The sequence below is a fragment of the Pediococcus parvulus genome (assembly GCF_964063155.1).
Taxonomy (GTDB): Bacteria; Bacillota; Bacilli; order Lactobacillales; family Lactobacillaceae; genus Pediococcus; species Pediococcus parvulus.
This window is the reverse complement of the sequence record NZ_OZ061292.1, coordinates 840,518-859,499: the sequence shown is the minus strand read 5'-3', so window position 1 is coordinate 859,499 and position 18,982 is coordinate 840,518. Positions and strand designations below refer to the sequence as shown.

16 protein-coding genes and 1 other annotated feature are annotated in these 18,982 nt (G+C 38.0%); all 16 genes read right to left on the bottom strand.

What is annotated here, in order from left to right:
- Positions 1-15: 15 nt before the first annotated feature.
- Entirely contained in the window at positions 16-609 is a 594-nt protein-coding gene (ruvA, locus tag AB3217_RS04135; protein ID WP_057783725.1) for a Holliday junction branch migration protein RuvA, read from the bottom strand.
- Between the two features lie 67 nt (positions 610-676).
- Complete coding sequence (mutL, locus tag AB3217_RS04130) at positions 677-2,632, bottom strand: DNA mismatch repair endonuclease MutL (RefSeq protein ID WP_367365711.1); 1,956 nt, start codon at positions 2,630-2,632, stop codon at positions 677-679.
- Positions 2,633-2,646: 14 nt separating this feature from the next.
- Entirely contained in the window at positions 2,647-5,286 is a 2,640-nt protein-coding gene (mutS, locus tag AB3217_RS04125; RefSeq protein WP_367365710.1) for a DNA mismatch repair protein MutS, read from the bottom strand.
- Positions 5,287-5,485: 199 nt separating this feature from the next.
- Positions 5,486-7,045 carry a ribonuclease Y gene (gene rny / locus AB3217_RS04120; RefSeq protein WP_057783731.1) on the bottom strand — a complete coding sequence of 520 codons (1,560 nt, stop codon included), beginning with the start codon at positions 7,043-7,045 and terminating at the stop codon, positions 5,486-5,488.
- A 349-nt stretch (positions 7,046-7,394) separates the two neighbouring features.
- Positions 7,395-8,468, bottom strand: a complete 1,074-nt coding sequence (recA, locus tag AB3217_RS04115; protein WP_057783733.1) for a recombinase RecA — start codon at positions 8,466-8,468, stop codon at positions 7,395-7,397.
- Positions 8,469-8,557: 89 nt separating this feature from the next.
- Positions 8,558-9,784, bottom strand: coding sequence for a competence/damage-inducible protein A (locus AB3217_RS04110; RefSeq protein WP_068808050.1), 1,227 nt, complete (start codon positions 9,782-9,784; stop codon positions 8,558-8,560).
- A gap of 98 nt (positions 9,785-9,882) precedes the next feature.
- A complete protein-coding gene (pgsA, locus tag AB3217_RS04105; protein ID WP_057783738.1) occupies positions 9,883-10,467 on the bottom strand; it encodes a CDP-diacylglycerol--glycerol-3-phosphate 3-phosphatidyltransferase in 585 nt (194 codons plus the stop codon).
- Between the two features lie 15 nt (positions 10,468-10,482).
- On the bottom strand, positions 10,483-11,364 hold the full coding sequence (locus AB3217_RS04100; protein WP_057783740.1) for a helix-turn-helix domain-containing protein: 882 nt from the start codon (positions 11,362-11,364) through the stop codon (positions 10,483-10,485).
- Positions 11,365-11,436: 72 nt separating this feature from the next.
- Entirely contained in the window at positions 11,437-12,162 is a 726-nt protein-coding gene (locus AB3217_RS04095) for an elongation factor P 5-aminopentanone reductase (protein ID WP_057783743.1), read from the bottom strand.
- Positions 12,159-13,463, bottom strand: coding sequence for an EF-P 5-aminopentanol modification-associated protein YfmH (locus AB3217_RS04090; RefSeq protein WP_367365709.1), 1,305 nt, complete (start codon positions 13,461-13,463; stop codon positions 12,159-12,161). The genes AB3217_RS04095 and AB3217_RS04090 overlap by 4 nt, the downstream gene beginning before the upstream one ends.
- Positions 13,456-14,727: an EF-P 5-aminopentanol modification-associated protein YfmF gene (locus tag AB3217_RS04085; RefSeq protein WP_260266832.1), complete on the bottom strand. Its 1,272-nt coding sequence runs from the start codon at positions 14,725-14,727 to the stop codon at positions 13,456-13,458. Before AB3217_RS04085 ends, AB3217_RS04090 begins: the two co-directional genes overlap by 8 nt.
- 108 nt (positions 14,728-14,835) lie before the next feature.
- On the bottom strand, positions 14,836-15,687 hold the full coding sequence (locus tag AB3217_RS04080) for an amino acid ABC transporter substrate-binding protein (protein ID WP_367365708.1): 852 nt from the start codon (positions 15,685-15,687) through the stop codon (positions 14,836-14,838).
- Between the two features lie 18 nt (positions 15,688-15,705).
- Positions 15,706-16,341, bottom strand: coding sequence for an amino acid ABC transporter ATP-binding protein (locus AB3217_RS04075; protein ID WP_367365707.1), 636 nt, complete (start codon positions 16,339-16,341; stop codon positions 15,706-15,708).
- 11 nt (positions 16,342-16,352) lie between these two features.
- On the bottom strand, positions 16,353-17,003 hold the full coding sequence (locus AB3217_RS04070) for an amino acid ABC transporter permease (RefSeq protein ID WP_057784721.1): 651 nt from the start codon (positions 17,001-17,003) through the stop codon (positions 16,353-16,355).
- 162 nt (positions 17,004-17,165) lie between these two features.
- Positions 17,166-17,394, bottom strand: a binding site (T-box leader).
- Between the two features lie 47 nt (positions 17,395-17,441).
- The gene (gene mreD / locus AB3217_RS04065; protein WP_057784720.1) at positions 17,442-17,987 is read right to left on the bottom strand and encodes a rod shape-determining protein MreD; all 546 of its coding nucleotides are present in this window, start codon (positions 17,985-17,987) and stop codon (positions 17,442-17,444) included.
- A 22-nt stretch (positions 17,988-18,009) separates the two neighbouring features.
- Positions 18,010-18,855 carry a rod shape-determining protein MreC gene (mreC, locus tag AB3217_RS04060; protein ID WP_057784719.1) on the bottom strand — a complete coding sequence of 282 codons (846 nt, stop codon included), beginning with the start codon at positions 18,853-18,855 and terminating at the stop codon, positions 18,010-18,012.
- Between the last annotated feature and the right edge of the window lie 127 nt (positions 18,856-18,982).

The window sequence follows — 18,982 nt, the reverse complement described above, 5'->3', positions numbered from 1 at the left end:
ATTCACCTTCCTCCATTATTTTTTCATCAGTAACTTAAGTCCACTACTTAAATATTGATCCGTTGTCATCGCTGGATCTGCTTCTAAATCAGGTTTAATTTTTGCAATATCTCTTGTTGCATATCCTAAAGCCGTCAACGCATCTAACGCATCTGCCAATTGATGATTACCAATAGGCTTAGCTACAGTTTGCACAGGATCGACTGAATTTAATGTCATCTTGCCCTTTAAATCTAAAATAATTTGTTGTGCTGCTTTAGGTCCGATCTTAGGAAACTTCTTAAGATAGGCCACATCATCATTATTAATTGCAGCAACTAATCCAGAATGATCTTCATTTGCCAAAATCGCTAAGGCACTTTTAGGACCAATGCCCTTCACTAACAATAATTTTTCAAAAAGTTCTTTATCTTCTGCGTCAAATAAACCATAAAGGCTAATTCCTGTATCCGAAACGGCTTCATGCACATAGATTTTCACTTGTTTTTCGTGACTAACTTCATAACGATAAGGGTTGCCAACAAAAAGTTTATATCCAACGCCTTGAACTTCCAAAACCACAAATTCAGGTGTCACTTCAGTCACATAGCCAATCAAATATTCATACATTCAAATTCTCCCCATTATCCAAACTAAACATATGTTTGCTTTTTAATCATTGTACCATAAATCAACTTTATTCTTGTTCTTCTAATGGTTGATGTGGATCTTGAATGCGTTTAAACATTTTTTTCATATCTTCATTGGAAAAATGTACTAAAACTGGGCGACCGTGCGGGCAATTAAATGGATTTTCAGCCTTTGATAAATCTTTCAATAATTGGCGAGCTTGTTGATCATCTAAATGGTGATTTGCTTTAATTGCTCGTTTACAGCTCATCATGATAGCTGTTTTCTCACGAAACTTGGCAACTGTCATCCGACTGTCATTAAGAACATAATCAATCATTTCTCGGATAGTATCTTCTTCCTGTCCTTCTTTAAACCACGTTGGATGTTGATGGACAACAAAACTATTTGGCCCAAATGATTCCAAATGGATGCCACAACTAGCAAGCACATCTTCTTTTTGTTGAATTCTCAACATGTCACTTGTGGAATAATCTAAAACAATCGGCACCAGTAAGTTTTGCGCATCGTCCGAAACTTCTCCAATTTGTTGACGATAGTATTCATAATTGATACGTTCCTGGGCAGCATGCTGATCCAAAATATAAAGTCCGTCCTCAGATTCAGCAAATAAAAATGTGCCGTGCATTTGTCCCACGTATCGAAGTGCCGGAAACCGCTTAGCTTCTTTTTGTGTTTTATCCATTCCCATCGTTGGGTCGCTTTTATCTGCATTTTTAGGCTGTCCGAATGGCAATGGTTGTGGTTCTTCGCCATATTTTTTTTGAAACTGTTGCAAAGATGGTGTATGCAATTCCGTCTCGTGTTTTATCACAATTGGTTTTTTTCCATTTTCAGGAAGCGCAGTAAATAATTTGTCACTTGAACTCGATTGAGCTTGTTTTAAATTATCAGAATTTAAAGCAGGTTTAGAATTGTCTATATAGCTTACCGATGCTTCGTTCAAATTAAACTGCAACTGATCCGTGTTAATTTTTTGTTTGGTTTTTAAATTTTGAACTGCTGAAGGAATCAAATTTTCCTTTGCAAGCACACCATAGATCGTTTTGGAGATTAGTTTTTGGAGCTGCTTTTCTTCACTAATCCGTACTTCTTGTTTTGCTGGATGCACATTCACATCAACCAACAATGGATCCATTTTAATGTTTAACACAGCAACTGGATACCTGCCAACCATCAATTTAGATCCGTAACCCTCAATTATTGCTTTATTTACCTGAAAATTTTTCACATAGCGCCCGTTAATCAGCACGGATATATATTGCCGAGAGGCCCGTGTAAACTCAGGCAAACTTGTATACCCTGAAATCTCAAAGTCCACATCTTCCGCACTAAATTTCACCATTTTGCGGGCATTTTGGACACCATAAATTCCGGCAATGACTTGCTGTAAATTACCCCGCCCTGATGTCCGTAATAATTCTCGACCATCATGGTTTAAGGTAAAAGCGATTTGTGGATAACTTAACGCTAAACGATTCACGATATCAGTAATGTTTGCAAGCTCAGTTTGAGGAGACTTCATATACTTCAAGCGCGCCGGTGTATTGAAAAACAAGTCCTGAACACTAATATCAGTTCCTTTCCTCAATGCCGACAATGTCTTATCAACGAGCTTGCCACCTTTAATATGAATCTGGGTACCAGTATCGTGCCCGGTTGACGTCTGTAAAATGACATCAGCAACTGAAGCGATACTAGGTAAGGCTTCGCCCCGAAATCCGAGTGAACGCACTTTGAATAGATCCTCACGGGTACTAATTTTACTGGTAGCATGTCGTTCAAACGCCATCGACACGTCATCAGATGCAATGCCATCCCCATTATCCACAATTTCAATTGATTTTAATCCAGCTTGCTCTACAAGTATATCGATCTGGGTACTGTTTGCATCAATTGCATTTTCAACTAATTCTTTAACTACTGAAGCAGGACGTTCAACTACCTCTCCAGCGGCGATTTGATCAGCAAGAACATCAGAAAGTTCATGAATTTTTGCCATTTTATCTCAGCTTTCTATTTGTTACCTAATTTCTTTTGCCATTTATATAACTGGTTCATTACATCCATTGGTGTCATAGACATCAAATTAGAATTTCGAATTTGGGCGAGAACTTCCTCACCTTGCGGATCAGCTGGTTCCGTTTGAAATAATGCTAACTGTTCATCGACTTCACTAGTCTTATGATTCTGCTTTTCTTGAACATCTTCTGCAGGTTCTTCTACTTTTTTTGACTTAATTTCTGCATTAACAAGTGTTTGATCCGTATCTTTATTTTTAATCTCTAAGCGTTTCAAAATCTTATCGGCGCGTCCTAACAATTCCTCAGGCATCCCTGCCAGTTTAGCCACATGGATTCCGTAAGACTTGTCGGCAGGACCGTCTTCCATTTTATGCAAAAAAACTAAGTCCCCGTCCTTTTCAACAGCGCCAACATGGACATTTTTGAGCTTGGTTAAAGTCTGATCCAAAACGGTTAGTTCATGATAATGCGTTGAAAAAAGTGTTTTAGCATGCACATGATTATGCACAAATTCAATAATAGCCTGTGCCAACGCCATTCCATCATAGGTCGCTGTTCCACGGCCAATTTCATCAAACAAAATCAAACTCTGTGGAGTTGCGTTTTGGATGGCTCGATTAGCCTCTTGCATTTCCACCATAAAGGTACTTTGACCCGCAATTAAGTCATCAGCAGCCCCGATTCGCGTAAAGATTTGATCGAAAATTGGTAACGTCGCTGTTTCTGCTGGAACAAAACATCCCATTTGTGCTAAAACAACTGTCAAAGCTAATTGACGCATATACGTACTTTTCCCGGACATATTTGGTCCTGTAATCAATAAAATATCAACATTGTCTGCCATTTTAACATCATTAGGCACATAACTTTGCCGACCCATTACTTTTTCAACAACAGGATGCCGACCGCCAACAATATCAATACTATGTTTTTTGGTTAAGGTTGGTTTAATAAAGTGATAGTTTTCACTAACCACCGCAAAACTCTGGAGCACATCCAATGTGGCAACCTGTTTGGCCAATTTTTGTAGCCGGTCAATCACTTGTTTAATTTGTTCACGAATTTTGGTAAACAATTCATATTCAAGCGTTGTTGATTTGTCTTCTGCTTCTAGAATTAGACTTTCTTTTTCTTTTAGCGCTGGGGTGATAAACCGTTCGGCATTTGTTAAAGTCTGTTTGCGTTCATAGCGCCCCTCTGGAACGTTACCTAAATTAGTCTTTGTGATTTCAATATAATAGCCGAATACCTTGTTATACCCGACTTTCAGATTTCGGATTCCTGTGGCTTTTCGTTCGGAAGCTTCTAATTCAGCCATCCACTTTTTACCATTGGTCATGGCATCTCGATACTTGTCCAATTGCGCGTTATAACCATCTTTAATGACGTTGCCTTCAGTAACTGAAATGGGCGGTTCGTCCACAATTGAGCGTTCAATCAAATCGGCAATGTCATCCACTGGATCTAATTTAGCAAGCATTTCTCCAAATACTTTGTCATCTAAGTCGGATAATACATGTTGAATTTTAGGGATTTGTCGCAACGACGTCTTCAACTGAATTAAATCCCGACCATTAACACTGCCAAACGCCACCCGACCAGCAAGTCGCTCTAAATCATAGACCTTAACCAATTCATCTTGAAGGTTGCTTCTTTCAAAATAATGGTCTAACAATTCAGCCACTTTGATTTGACGATCCTCAATTTGCTTTTTTTGAATCAAAGGTCGATCAAGCCACTGCTTTAAAAGCCTACCTCCCATCGCCGTTCGTGTTTCATCCAGTAGCCATAAAAGCGTACCTTGTTTTTTACCGGAACGAATTGAACGGGTCAATTCCAAATTATATTTAGAATAGTGATCCATTCTCAAATAATAAGAAGGCTCATAGGCGACCGCCTTTTGTAAATGCGCCAGACTCCGCTTCTGCGTCACTGTAATATACGTGAGCAACGTTTCAACGGTACTTTTCTCAAGCTTTTCAGTCAGACTTTGCGTCAAATAACTAAGTTCAGCTTTAACTTCAATTTTATTTTGATGCGATACCATAATATTCAGTTTTTTAAATGAATCTTGAATACGTTCATCAATTGACTGGTCTACCACAATTTCTTTAGATTGCAGATTTACCACTTCATTTATAACTGCTTCGAGGGAATCCAAATGACTTGTTTTTAATTCACCCGTCGATAAATCAGTATAAGCAAAACCAAACAGTTTGGTATCATCAGTGGTCAGAGCGGTCAAATAGTTATTGGATTTGGCTTCGTTCACATTGGAGTCCGTAACTGTTCCAGGTGTGATCAATTGAATCACTTCTCGCTTGACCATACCTTTTGCTAAACGAGGATCTTCCATCTGCTCGCAAATAGCAACCTTATAGCCCTTTTCAATTAAAATATCCACGTAATTTTGAACAGCATGGTGTGGCATTCCACACATCGGAATGGGATCAGTAGCATTATGACTTCTCGAAGTCAGCGTGAGTTCCAAAATTTGGGCCCCTTTAATCGCATCATCATAGAAGAGTTCATAAAAATCGCCAATCCTGTAAAACAGAAAGGCATCCGGATAATCTTTTTTAATCGCCATATATTGTTGCATCATTGGCGTATCACTAGTTTTTTGTGGCAAACTCTCTCCTACTTTCTACTTCACGATCATTTCACATTTAAATTAGAAAACTTTATGTTCCATTTTAACATTTTAATTTTAGAGTTCCTACTCTTCAAAACGGACTTTTCTCATTCTCGCAAGTTCAGGTGATTAATTTTTGAAAACGAAAACAAAAAAGTCTGGAAACTTTTGCGTTCCAAACTTTTTAAAATTAAATTTATTTTGCATAGTTCACTGCGCGTACTTCTCGAATTACGGTGACCTTAACTTTTCCTGAATATTCTAGCTGTTTTTCAATGGCACTGCGAATATCATGTGTCAAAGTAGTTGCTTGTAAGTCAGAAACCTTAGAAGGCTTTACAATCACGCGAATCTCTCGACCTGCTTGAATTGCATAACTCTTCTTGACCCCTTTAAAACTATTAGCCAGATTTTCCAATTTTTCAAGTCGATGAATATAATTCTCAAGAGAATCACTTCGTGCACCTGGTCGTGCTGCGGAAATAGAATCTGCAGCTGCAACCAATACTGAAGTTACGTATTCTGCTCCCACATCACCATGATGAGAAGCAATTGCGTTGATAACTACTGGGCTCTCTTTATACTTCTTTGCAAATTCAACACCGATTGCCACATGAGAACCCTCAACCTCATGATCAACCGCTTTACCAATATCGTGTAATAATCCTGCGCGTTTAGCTAACGTAACATCCTCACCTAATTCAGCCGCTAATATACCAGTTAATTTAGCAACCTCAACGGAATGATCCAAAACATTCTGCCCATAACTTGTTCTGAACTTCAATCTACCGACTAATTTAATCAATTCAGGATTCATGGAATGAATTCCAAGATCAAAAATAGTTTGCTCACCAACTTCACGGATCTTATCATCCATGTCCTTGCGAGCCTTTTCAACCATTTCTTCAATGCGAGCCGGATGGATTCGACCGTCTTGTATCAATCGCTCTAATGCCATTTTGGCAATTTCACGACGAATTGGATCAAATCCACTTAGAACAACTGCCTCTGGTGTATCATCGATAATTAAATCAATACCAGTCAGTGTTTCCAAGGTTCGAATATTTCTTCCTTCACGGCCAATAATTCGACCCTTCATGTCGTCACTCGGTAAGTTCACAACGGTCACTGTTGACTCCGTAGCCACATCTGCAGCACTTCGTTCAATTGCTTGGGCAATTAAATCCTTAGCAACTTTATTGGCATCAACTTGTGCTTTTTCTTCACTTTCGCGAATCATTTTAGCGCGTTCATCTGCCAAACCATCCCGAACCTCGTTCAAAATCAAAGTCTGTGCGTCTTCTTGCGACATAGCCGCAACTCGTTCTAATTCTTCCGTTCGTTTTGTAACTAATGAGGATGCCTCTTGTTGTTGTTCGTCAATCCGTTTTTGTTCAGAACTTAACTTTTCTTCTTTGCGTTCTAAACTATCTTCACGTTTTTCGAAAGCATTATCTTTGTGGTCCAATGCTTCTTCTCGTTGTAGCAAACGTTCTTCTTGCTTTTGAGCCTCAGCTCTTCTTTGCTTAAGCTCGTTTTCTACTTGAGTTCGGTAGCGATGACTTTCGTCTTTAGCCTCTAAAAGAGCTTCCCTTTTTTCGGTTGCCGCTTGTTTCTTAGCATTTTCTAAAATACCACTAGCTGTATCTTTAGCATCACGTACATTTTTCTCCTGAATGAGTTTATGCGCGTAATACCCAATGATATAGCCAACAACAATAGCGATGATTGCGAGGATTATATTGAAAACAGGCATGTTTCCACCTCCGAATCATCAATAGTTGGTTAATTTCTAACCGATTTTTATGATGTTATTTTGATTATTCACACAATACCTAGTTTAGCATTCTCAATACTGTTTAATCAAGCTATCTCAAAATTTATATTTTCATATTGCTAGAGAGTTTATTGAAATTTAAGAAATTTTTAAGTTGAAAAGGCAAAAAAAATGTTTAAATTCCACACACAATTTAGAATAACGCACACTTTTAGTGCTAGACCATTCATTAACCGCATTTTTTAAAACTAATTTCTCCTTATCTTTTTCTGTGTCATAACAGTGGACAGAAAAATAGCCGGAAAAGTTATCTTTCCAGCCATCATCTCTATTTTTTATCTGAAACTTCCAAATCCAACTCGGAAGGATCCTTTTTTTCTTTATCCTTATCCTTTACAGCCTCTGCTTCTGGATCCATATTGTAGGCTGCACGAACCTTCTTGTAAATTTCTTCGCGTTTTTCTGGATTGTCTTCCAAATATTGCTTTGCATTCTCACGGCCCTGACCAATGCGTTCATCACCGTATGAATACCAAGAACCACTCTTATTAACAATGTCTTTCTCGACAGCCATATCAATAATTTCACCAGTCTGAGAAATACCATGTCCATACATAATATCAACTTCTGCACGTTTAAATGGTGGTGCTACCTTGTTCTTGACTACTTTAATTCGAACACGGTTCCCAATAATATCGGTACCATCCTTAATCTGTTCCGCCCGTCGTACTTCTAATCGAATAGTTGCATAAAACTTCAATGCACGACCACCAGGTGTTGTTTCAGGATTACCAAACATAACTCCAACTTTTTCCCGAATTTGATTAATAAAAATTGCAATCGTTTTGGTTTTATTAATTGATCCGGATAGTTTACGTAATGCTTGTGACATCAAACGCGCCTGCAATCCAACGTGGGCATCCCCCATCTCGCCTTCAATTTCGGCACGAGGAACCAAAGCCGCAACTGAGTCAACAACCACTAAATCAACTGCACCACTAGAAACTAATGCATCTGTAATTTCCAAACCTTCTTCACCAGTATCTGGTTGAGATAGCAATAAATCATCAATGTTAACCCCTAGGTGTTCTGCATAGACAGGGTCTAATGCATTTTCTGCATCAATATAAGCTGCTGTGCCGCCTTCTTTTTGAACTTGAGCAACAGCGTGAAGCGCAACCGTAGTTTTACCAGAGCTTTCAGGCCCATAAACTTCTACGATTCGTCCACGCGGATAACCACCAACACCCAATGCATCATCTAGTGCTAAGGATCCAGTAGAAATCGTTGAAATTTGAGTTTGGGCAGCATCACCCATTCGCATAATGGAACCTTTTCCAAAATTTTTCTCAATTTTTTTTAATGCAGCATTTAAAGCTGCTTTTCGTTGTTCATCAGCCAAATTGTTTCCTCCTTAACGGGAATATCTAACAGTCATAATGATACTGATTATTTTCTAAAAAAGCAAGCAAAAACGAACAAAAGTTCGTATTATTTTAAAATTTTATTAATGGCTTGCAAAGCGCTCATCACAACTCTTTGTTTAACGAACGGACGAATTGTTGAAAATTCATACCTTTTTGTTGTTATCGTGTTGGTGCGATCAACAATCACTATCCAAACGTTACCCTTGTGGTCATCAGTTGATGTCGATTCGATATGTGGCTGCGAAATTGCGATGCCAAGATCACTGCCAGTTTCATGCTTGACTTGAGTAGCCAATTGTTCCGTGACCACTCGTGATTTAAAATCGCCTTTTATATCAACAAATTGTTGGATTTGACGTTCGTTAGTACCAAGTACAATTCCACCACTCACTATGTTGTGATCGGCCTTGACCGCATTAAGAGTTGATAAAAATAAACCACCAGTGTAGCCTTCAACGATCGCAATATTTTGGTTCATTGAACTTAATTTGGTTGCCAAAACTTGGGCTAAAGAGTTATGCTCCCCATATCCATAAAAATACTCACCAACCTGTGCTTGAATCTGTTTCTCACATTCATCAAGCCCCTGCTGAGCCTCAGAATTCGTTTTAGACCAAGCAGTTAAACGTAAAGTCACTTCATTTTGCTTTGCATAGGGGGCAATTGTGGGATTGGATTGAGTTGCGATTAGATTTGCTAACTGAGTTGTTAACTGAGATTCACCGATACCAAAGAATCGCAACATTCGTGATCGGAGAACATGGTCACTAAGGTATGTTTCTTTAAGGAGCGGGATGACTTGTTCCGATACCATGGGCTCTAACTCACTTGGTGGACCTGGCAACAATAAAAAGTCTGGTCCCGTTTTTTCTTGATCAAAAATACCGACCGCAAAACCGGTTCGATTACTTAATGGTAGTGCCCCCTTGAGATACATCGCCTGTAAACGATTGTTTTCTGTCATTGTTCGTTTTGTTTCAGCAAAGTACTGTTCAATTTTTGTCATCGCAGATTTGTCAAAAATCAGTTCACGATTCAAAAACTTAGCAACTGTTTGTTTGGTAAGATCATCTTCTGTAGGTCCCAAGCCACCTGACAGAATAATTAAATCACTTCGTCTGGCAGCCAGTTTTAGCGTTTCTTTTAACCGTTCAGGATTATCGCCAACTGTGGATTGAAAATACACATCAATGCCAAGATTCGCCAACTCACGTGCTATAAATGGTGTATTTGTGTCCGTAATTTCACCAAGTAAAATTTCTGTTCCAACTGCAATTAATTCTGCTTTCAAAGTTTACCTCCCACTTTCAAATACGCTTTTCTTTCAAAATATTTTTTTAAATTAAAAAAGAGCTTGGTTAGTATAAGAACCAAACTCACTTCGCTTTCCTACTTAAATCCATCTGCAAAAACATCCCTATTTTGAACAAAATAATCAATTCCTGAATAAATTGTAAAGAACAGGCAAATATATAACATGATGGCAGCCATTGGAATATGGATAGCTGCAAACAATACATTGTTTAAAATTAATAAAATAATGGCTAGCATCTGTGATGTTGTCTTTATTTTTCCAGGCATTGCCGCCGCCATAACCTGACCATTGTTCTCCACAATTAGTAACCGTAATCCTGTAACTGCCAGTTCACGACAAACAATAATTGCAATGACCCAAGCTGGGGCCTTGCCTAATGAAACCAAAATAATGAAAGCCGACATAACTAACATTTTATCGGCCAGTGGATCAGCAAATTTACCAAAATTGGTCACTAAATGATTATGACGGGCAATTTTTCCATCCGCCAAATCCGTAAGGGAAGCGATAGCAAAGATAATTGCTGCCAAAACTTTAGTGACAGCAATCGAGGTGCCTAACCAGGTCACCGTTCCCCACGTATAAGGAATGACCATAATAATAATAAAAATTGGAATCAAAATAATGCGGAATACCGTTAATTTATTTGGTAAGTTCAAGGATTTCCCTCCTAATTAGTCATCAATAGTTAAAGTGATTGTCTTTGTTTGGGTCGTATCTTTTTGAGGGTTAAAATCAAAACTCTTACCATTTACAGTAATCGTTGTTTGAGGTGCATTTCCCATTGTGATAGTCACTTTTGATACTCCTTTAGCAATCTTTTCAGTATGTGAAGTTCCTGTTTGTAAGGTGGAAGACCAGCTCTGTGTCCCATCACTTGATACTGAAATCCAAGCATTACTTGTGCCTGCCTTGAAGGTTAACTTGGAACCACTTTTAGGCGCATTTTTAAGGGTGTATTCTGTAGTTGAACTGCCAACTTGACTAATCTTTTGTGATTCAGCCTTGGAAGAGGAGCTTGAAGATTCGCTTGAACTGGAATCTTTTTTCTTCTTTGTACTACTTGCCTCATTCGTCACACTAACTCTACTGCTATTTAAATGGGGCTGACTAGAATTATTTGCGTGGCTCATTCCCCAAATAGTGCCAAGAACAACAACCACAATCACAACGACCACAACGGTTGGCACATATGCCATGTACTTACCATATCGTCTAGAAAATTCACTTTCTTTTTCCACTTGTTTATGTTGCGTTGTTCTAGAAGGTAACGGACCGGTTGCAAAGCTTTTGGCACGTGTTTCAGCTTCTTTAGATGCTTGCAAACCACCTGCTAATAGCTTATGAGCATCTAGACCAACCACCGCCGCATATTGACTCACAAACGATTTTACATAGTAGTCACCGGGCAAATCATTCATTTGTCCCGCTTCAATTGCCATTAAATATCGCTTTTGAATTTTTGTTTTTTCTTGAATATAATCGATCGTTAAGCCTTGATCTAATCGTGCATCTTGGAGTTGCTTACCAATCTCCTTATTTTGTCTTTCACTCATCGCTTTTCACCCACTATTAAATTAGTCCGCTACTAGTATAGCATATTAAGAATCGTTTTCCGGTATCACAAATTATTTTAACCAGCCACCATCAACATAAATTGTTTGACCCGTCATATAGCCAGCCTGGTCGTCTGCCAACTGAACTGCCCAATAAGCAATTTCATCAGCTTTAGCAAATCTGCCAACAGGAATCTCAGCTGCAATCTTTTGATGATCCTCTTTAGAAAAAACACGATTCATTTGGGTATCTACAGCACCCGGAGCCACAACATTAACTGTGATACCCAGAGTTCCAACTTCTTTTGCATAGGCATTAGCAAAAGCTGTTTGAGCTCCCTTCACCGTGCTGTATGCAACTTCCATTGCGCTTCCGAAGCCACCATAAACGGAACCGATAAAAATAATTCTGCCGTTATTTGAATGGGCTAATTTAGATTGGAAAGCTTTTATCATTTCAATAGGTAACGCAACTTGCATCATCCACATTTTCTGAAGGTCTTCCACCGAAGTTTCAGTTAATAGATGATAGTCGGTGGTGCCCTGTGCAAAAATCAAAGCATCTAGTTCAAAAATAGATTGCAAAAAAACAGGCAAGTTTTCTTTTGTCTGCATATCAAACGCAACGCCAAAAAATTCTTGATGAGGGTATGCCTTAATAAACTGGTGAATTAGTTGCTGAACAACGACTTTATTTTGATTGTAGTGTAAATATAGTGACCACCCCTTTGCAGCCAATTGTTTAGCAATCGCACTACCAATATCACCTGATGCGCCAAGAATTAATGCATGCTTCATAATTGAGTCCCTTTCGATGGTTGAATTTGAAAGGTGCTAAAGCCTTTTAAGTCAAGAAAGTTATGGGAAAGCAACAGCAAATCATCTAAAGTCATCGTTTCATAAATTGCCGCCTGATCAAATACAGTTGCTTGATCAAATTGGGCCTCATAACTGTTGGCAATTGCTTCTACCGAATCCATCCTCTGTAGTAAGCGACCCATCATTTCTTTTTTGGCCAGTTGAAATTGAGATCCCAGTTGAGGTAGTATCTGTTCGGTATGGCTCAAAACGGCTTTAATCGCCTCCTGGAACTTTTCTGGTTGATCAGTATCACCACTAAAGCTTGCATAATGGAAAGACCGTTCCATATCAAAGTCATATGAAAACGTATCATCAATCACACCCTGATCATACAGTTTCAGATATTGCTCAGAAGATTCACCAAACAATAAGTAGAGCAATAAATTAGCTTTCAAACGATAGGCTAATCCTGCTCGTCCCACCGGAACATCATCTAACCCTTTTAGTCCCACAATACTTTTTGGCCGATTAATATCCATGCTCACAACCTGATGTTTTATTATATCGTCAAAATCGGCTTCTTGATTAGGTAATTTTACTTGGGGTTCAGTAAACTTTTCGAAATTCTTTTTATTTTGATTTTCTTTAATCCAGCCTAGCGTCTTATCCGGGTCAACATTACCAACCACAAAGAGGTCCATATTGGCTGGATTATAAAAAGTATTGTAGGCCGCATACAAGTCATCGGCAGTAATTTGGGCAATTGAATTAACAGTGCCCGCAATATCCAAATGCACGGGATGATGGGGATATAAATTTCCTAAAATACCCATATAGAGTTTCCAATCAGGATCATCATTATACATTTGAATTTCTTGTCCAATAATGCCTTTTTCTTTTTCAACAGATGCCTCTGTGAAATAAGGTTCTTGAACAAAATCAAGAAGAATATCTATATTTTCGTGAATATTTTGGGTGGCAGAAAATAAATAGCTGGTCTTAGTAAAACTGGTAAAAGCATTAGAATCTGCACCGTATTCACCAAACAAATCAAAAGCATCATATCCTTTCTTATCAAACATTTTATGTTCTAAGAAATGGGCAATCCCGGCCGGCTGAGCCACATACTCTCTTTGTCCTTGCGGAATAAAAGTCCGATCGATTGAACCAAAATTGGTTGAAAAAGTAGCATAAGTTTTGTAGAAATCTTTTTTTGGCAAAATATTAACTTGTAACCCGTTTGTTAAAGTTTCTGAATATAATGTTTCGTTAAATTGTTGATATAGTCGCTTATGCATGTTTTTTGGCCCCCGAACTCAAGAAATAAATGGCTTGTAACTGAACTTGATTGGCCACCGTAACGATTTCCAAACGTGAAACATTTTGAATTGCTTTAACCCATTCGTTAGTCGTTGTCTGGCTACCAACTAATCGATTAGTCAGTGCGCGGCTCGTGTATGATCTTTCAGCATCTAAGGACCCAATATAATTTGAGATTAATCCCGTTTTAATCTGGGCGAGATGATCATCTGAAAAATCATTATTTTGAATGTCCTTTAATTGCTGATCGATAATGGTTAAGACACGATCCTTATCTTGTGCATTAATCCCAGTTTGCACCACCATTAGACCATTAAAAACATCCACATTGCTTGTTGCATAGTAGGCCAAACTAGCCTTTTCACGCACATTTAAAAATAATTTGGACAGCGGTGACCCGCCAAAAAGAGCGTTGAAAACAATCCCAGCATAGTAAGTTTCATCCCGAAAATTCGTTGGAAATTGATACGCCAAATCTAATTTTGATTGTACAATCATTTGTTCTTCAGTTTTTTGCTGAATTTCTTTTCTTGCTAAATTTAACCGTGTAATGTCAGTATGATTATTGGTACGTTCACTTAAAGGCCACTTTTGAATGATTTCTTGAACTTGAGTGGCAACCACATCGCCAACCACAAAAATTTCTACTCGATCCTGGGCTAATACTTTTTGATAATACTCAAAAAGAGCCTGATTTGGAATTTCAGCAATTTGTTTTGCATCTCCAAATGTTGGCACACTCTGAATATCCTCCGCCCCAAAATATAATTGTTGCAGTTGCAATGCCGCATATGATTGCTTATCATCTTTTAAAGCATCAATGTAAGCCACTAAATTTCTTTGCTGACGTTGGTAAGTTTGCCCATGAAACTGACGATTTTCTGTCAGTGGATTAAAAATCATCTCTTGTAAAAAGGCCAGTCCTTGATCCAGCACATGTTCGGAGCTAGCCAAATAGTGATCATTGGGTAACGCGAGTGAAAACATAAGATCATGCACATTTTGTTTACGCATCAAACTGGTGCCAAAACCTGCGCCATATAACTGCGACAATTTTTGTGAAACTAAAATTTGATTTCTATATTTTTGCGAACTTGTTTCTAAAATATTGGCTAATAATGACCGATAGCTTGTTTCTTTTTTTGATGCGTTTTCTAAAAAATGAACGGAAACTTGCGTATTTTTGAACTGTGAAACAGGAATCACTGTTAAAGTGACTCCTGGTTTAATTTGAATTTGCACGAAATAACCTCATCATTTAACGTATTTTGATACATAAAAAATAATACCAATCCACATTAGAATAGCGTTTCTATCTTTTCAATGCAAATCAATATTATTTTAGAAAAGTTAACTTTTTGGCTGAGCAACAACCTTTGCTGTATTACCAAACCATTTTTCATTAATTTTTTTCAAAGTTCCATTCTTATATAACACATACAATCCATGATTAATTTTCTTTTGTAATGTTTTATCGCCCTTTCGCATTCCTACTGCAAATTGCTCTTTAGGGAATTTGCCTTGGATTTCACGATAAGACTGAGGATCGCTTTCATGTTTAATATAATAGCCAGCGTACACACTATCAATCAATAACCCTTGAATTCGATTTGCGTTCAAATCAATGAAAACATCATTAAATGAGTCATATAAAACAGGTGTTTTATCTTTAATTTGATTTTTTAACAAATTGGGTTGACGATCTACGTCCTGAGCCCCAGACGAACCACTTTGCACGCCCAACGTTTTTCCAGTCATTTTTTTAAAGCTCGTTACATTTTGTGATTTTTTACTTACCAAAACTTGCTCATTAGCTAAGTAAGTGTGACTAAAACTAACTACTTTTTCTCGTTCTGGCGTTATCGTAAAACCGTTCCAAATTAGGTCAATGGTTCTATTTCGTAATTCAGTAGTATTCATTGACCAATCAATGCTTTGAAAATCTACTTTGATGCCGTATAACTTAAATACCGCTTTGGCAAGGTCAATATCATAACCTGTTAATTGTCCATTTTTCTTACGAAATCCCATGGGTACAAAACTATCGTCCAATCCCACAATAACTTTTCCCCGTTTTTTAATTGTTGACCAATAATCGGTCGTATTTGCCCGCTTCGTTTCATTTTCACAGCCACTTAAGCTGGGAAGAATTAACAAACAAATTGCTAATGTCAAACATATTATTTTTAACTTTTTTTTCATTGCTTGTACCTCCCCAATTTACTTAACTGGCACAACGTGAAGCTGTTTATCGGCAACTTCATTTGCAAAATCCATATCATGCGTAACCACGATCTGGGTCATGCCGTCTTGCTTTAATCCTTTAATGATATTACTTACTTCTCCCCGTAGTTCCGGATCAAGGGCTGATGTTGGTTCGTCATAACAAAGAATTTTTGGCTGCATAGCAAGCGCCCTTGCAATAGCAAATCGCTGTTTTTGACCCCCGGAAAGTTGATACGGATATAAATTTTCTTTTCCATTCAGTTGCAAACGCGATAGGCGTTCCAGTGCCTTCTGTTTGGCAATTGCACCACTTTGCTTTAGTACCATTTGCGGAGCCAACGTAACGTTGTCTAGTACAGTCAAATTGGGAAATAATTGATAATCCTGAAAAACAACACCAATCACACTTTCGCTACCCGTATCTTCGTATGGACTAAATTTTTTATTGTTTAAATAAAATTCACCTTTATCAACTGGTTCCAATCCGCTGATACAACGAAGTAAAGTTGTTTTACCAGCTCCAGAGGGGCCAACAATTGTTAAGATTTCGCTGTCTTCAACTTCAAATGAAAGGTTATCAATAATAGTTCTGTCATTAAATTTTTTTGTTAAATTATTAATTTTTAACATTGTTCTACCCCCTAACGCCAATATGCGTAGTGCTTTTCAACTTGCCGTAATACATAAGTACAAACCGCCGTCAAAAGTAAATAGATAACACCTACTAAGAGTAACGGAATTAAGGTAACGTCACGCGCAGAAGCCACATTTCCGGCCCGAAGGAGGTCACCAATTCCGATAACATAAACTAATGAAGAATCCTTAACTAAGTTGATAACTTCATTTCCAATCGATGGCAACACAATTTTGGCTACTTGTGGGATCAGAATTTTGCGGATGGTTTGCCAATAAGATAACCGTAGGACCTTCGCGGCTTCGTATTGTCCACGATCAACCGATTGAAGCCCCCCACGAAATATTTCGGCAAAATATGCGGAGTAATTAAGAATAAAGGCAAACAATGCCGCGTCGTACCTTTGAAAGACAATTCCTACAATTGGCAAACCATAAAAAACGAAGATTAATTGCAATAACAGTGGCGTTCCTCGCATCAGCCAAACAAAAAAATTTAAAATATATTTTACCAATTTAATTTTAGATACCAAGCCTAAACCAAAAATCATTCCTAGTGGCAACGCGCCAATCAACGTCCAACAAAATATTTTTAACGTCATCGTGGTACCAGCCAATAAAGATGGCAAAATTTGCGATATATAATTTAATGACAACATTGTGATCCCCTCCAATAATTTATAAAAAAAGTCCTCTTGAACTATAAAAAATAATTCAAGAGGACGAGTAAGCGCGGTTCCACCCCTGTTTGTAATTGCTTCACAACAATTACCTCAGTGAGTTGTGCTTATAACAAAAAAATCCCCTTGGGTAAAAATACCCAAGAGGACGCATCAACGTGGTTCCACCTCATGTTTCTGATAATCTCACAATTATCAGCTCAACAAGTTATAAGTTACAACTCTATGAGATAACGATCACCCGTACTTCTCTAGTTTTCTCAAGAAGTAAACTCGCAGATGTGTTTCGAACTAGGTACATGCCTTAATCTCACCATTTAAAGCTCTCTGAACTGATTCCTAGTTCTACTCTTCCGTTCATTGTTTTTAAATATTGTATTGAATATAGTTCATTTTCTAATCAACGTCAAGTACTTTTTAATCAATACTTCTAAAGTTTGCTCCCCGCGTATGCCGGAAAAGACTTTTGATCGGCAAATATAAAATGACAAAGAAACATAAATTTAAGGCTAATGTTGGTGCCAGATTATAGGCAACAAATTCTGGTGACGTAATGCTTGTATAATGTACGATTTCAAAAACGATATAAAACGCACTTTCATATAGCGTTAAGGCTAAGAAAAACGTTAGTAAGATTGATAAAAACGTCGGTTTAAAGAAAACTTTGACCCACTGTGTAATAATCACAATTACTGGCAGAATAAACATATTGACCCCGAAAACACCGGTGTAAAACCAGTCAAACACAAGGCCAACGCCAGCTGCCCAAGTAGCAATTGGCAATTTCGTCTCACCTTCGAAAAAAATGGCCAAAATCATCCATAAGATTGTCAGATTGCTCACCATTGAATAGGGATATGCAAATAACGAACCTGAAAAAATTAAATTGATTGAACCGTCTAAAAACAATGCGAGGAAAAAGCCAATTGGGAAAATAAATTTTAATTTAGCACTTTGTAACATTTATAACATCCTCCCAAACTGACTATTTAAGTGCAGCAACTGAAACCACATTAATACTGCTCATATCCGCTGCTGGCTTGATGTACACTTCTGTAGCTAAGCCACTGGAGTCTTCTTTAGTAGCTACAACTTTTCCTACATACAGCCCCTTAGGCGTGACACCACCAAGCCCAGAAGTTGTCACTAATGACCCCTTCGTGATTTTTGACTTAGATGTTACCTGTCCCATTACAATTTCATTGTTACTACGATCAAAACTAGTGACAATCCCATTAATTGTTGTCCCATTTTCATCCTGTACTTGAATGGCGAACCGATTGGCGGAATCACTACTATCACTAATTAATTCGACCTTACTTGTGGTATAACTAGCTTCAATGACACGTCCGATAAGCCCTTGACCAGCAACTACCGACTCATTTTTTTTGATACCTGAAGCAGTTCCTTTATTGATAACCACAATGTTTTGCCAAGAAGAAGGTGCACGAGAAATTACGGTTGCGGTGACTAAATTATAATCGGTCATGCTCTTTTTTAAACTAACTTGTTGTTTTAACTGTTTATTTTCTTGTTTTAGGGCCTGATCCCGTGCACGAACAGATTCCAAATTATCGACTTTGCTCTTTAAGCGTTCATTTTCTTGATACGTATTGATAATTGAATTCAACGCTTGTGAAGTATTTCGAATTGCATTCATCGGATAAGCCACTACGCGATCAACCACACCAACAGCATCATTACCAACCTTTTGTATGACTGGGGTGGTAGACTTTTTCCGGGTCGTTACCGATAGGGTCACTAATCCAACTGCGATAATCACACAGATTACAGCAATCACTAACTTTCGATTTGAAAAAAACTTTTGCATGGTAGACCCTCCGGAAATTTTTTATATCACAACAATATCTATTCTTGCTCAGACACAGTTTGTATTATACCACAGAAAAAAATGCCATTACATGCTTGTTGGCCACCATTAAACGCACCTTAATATT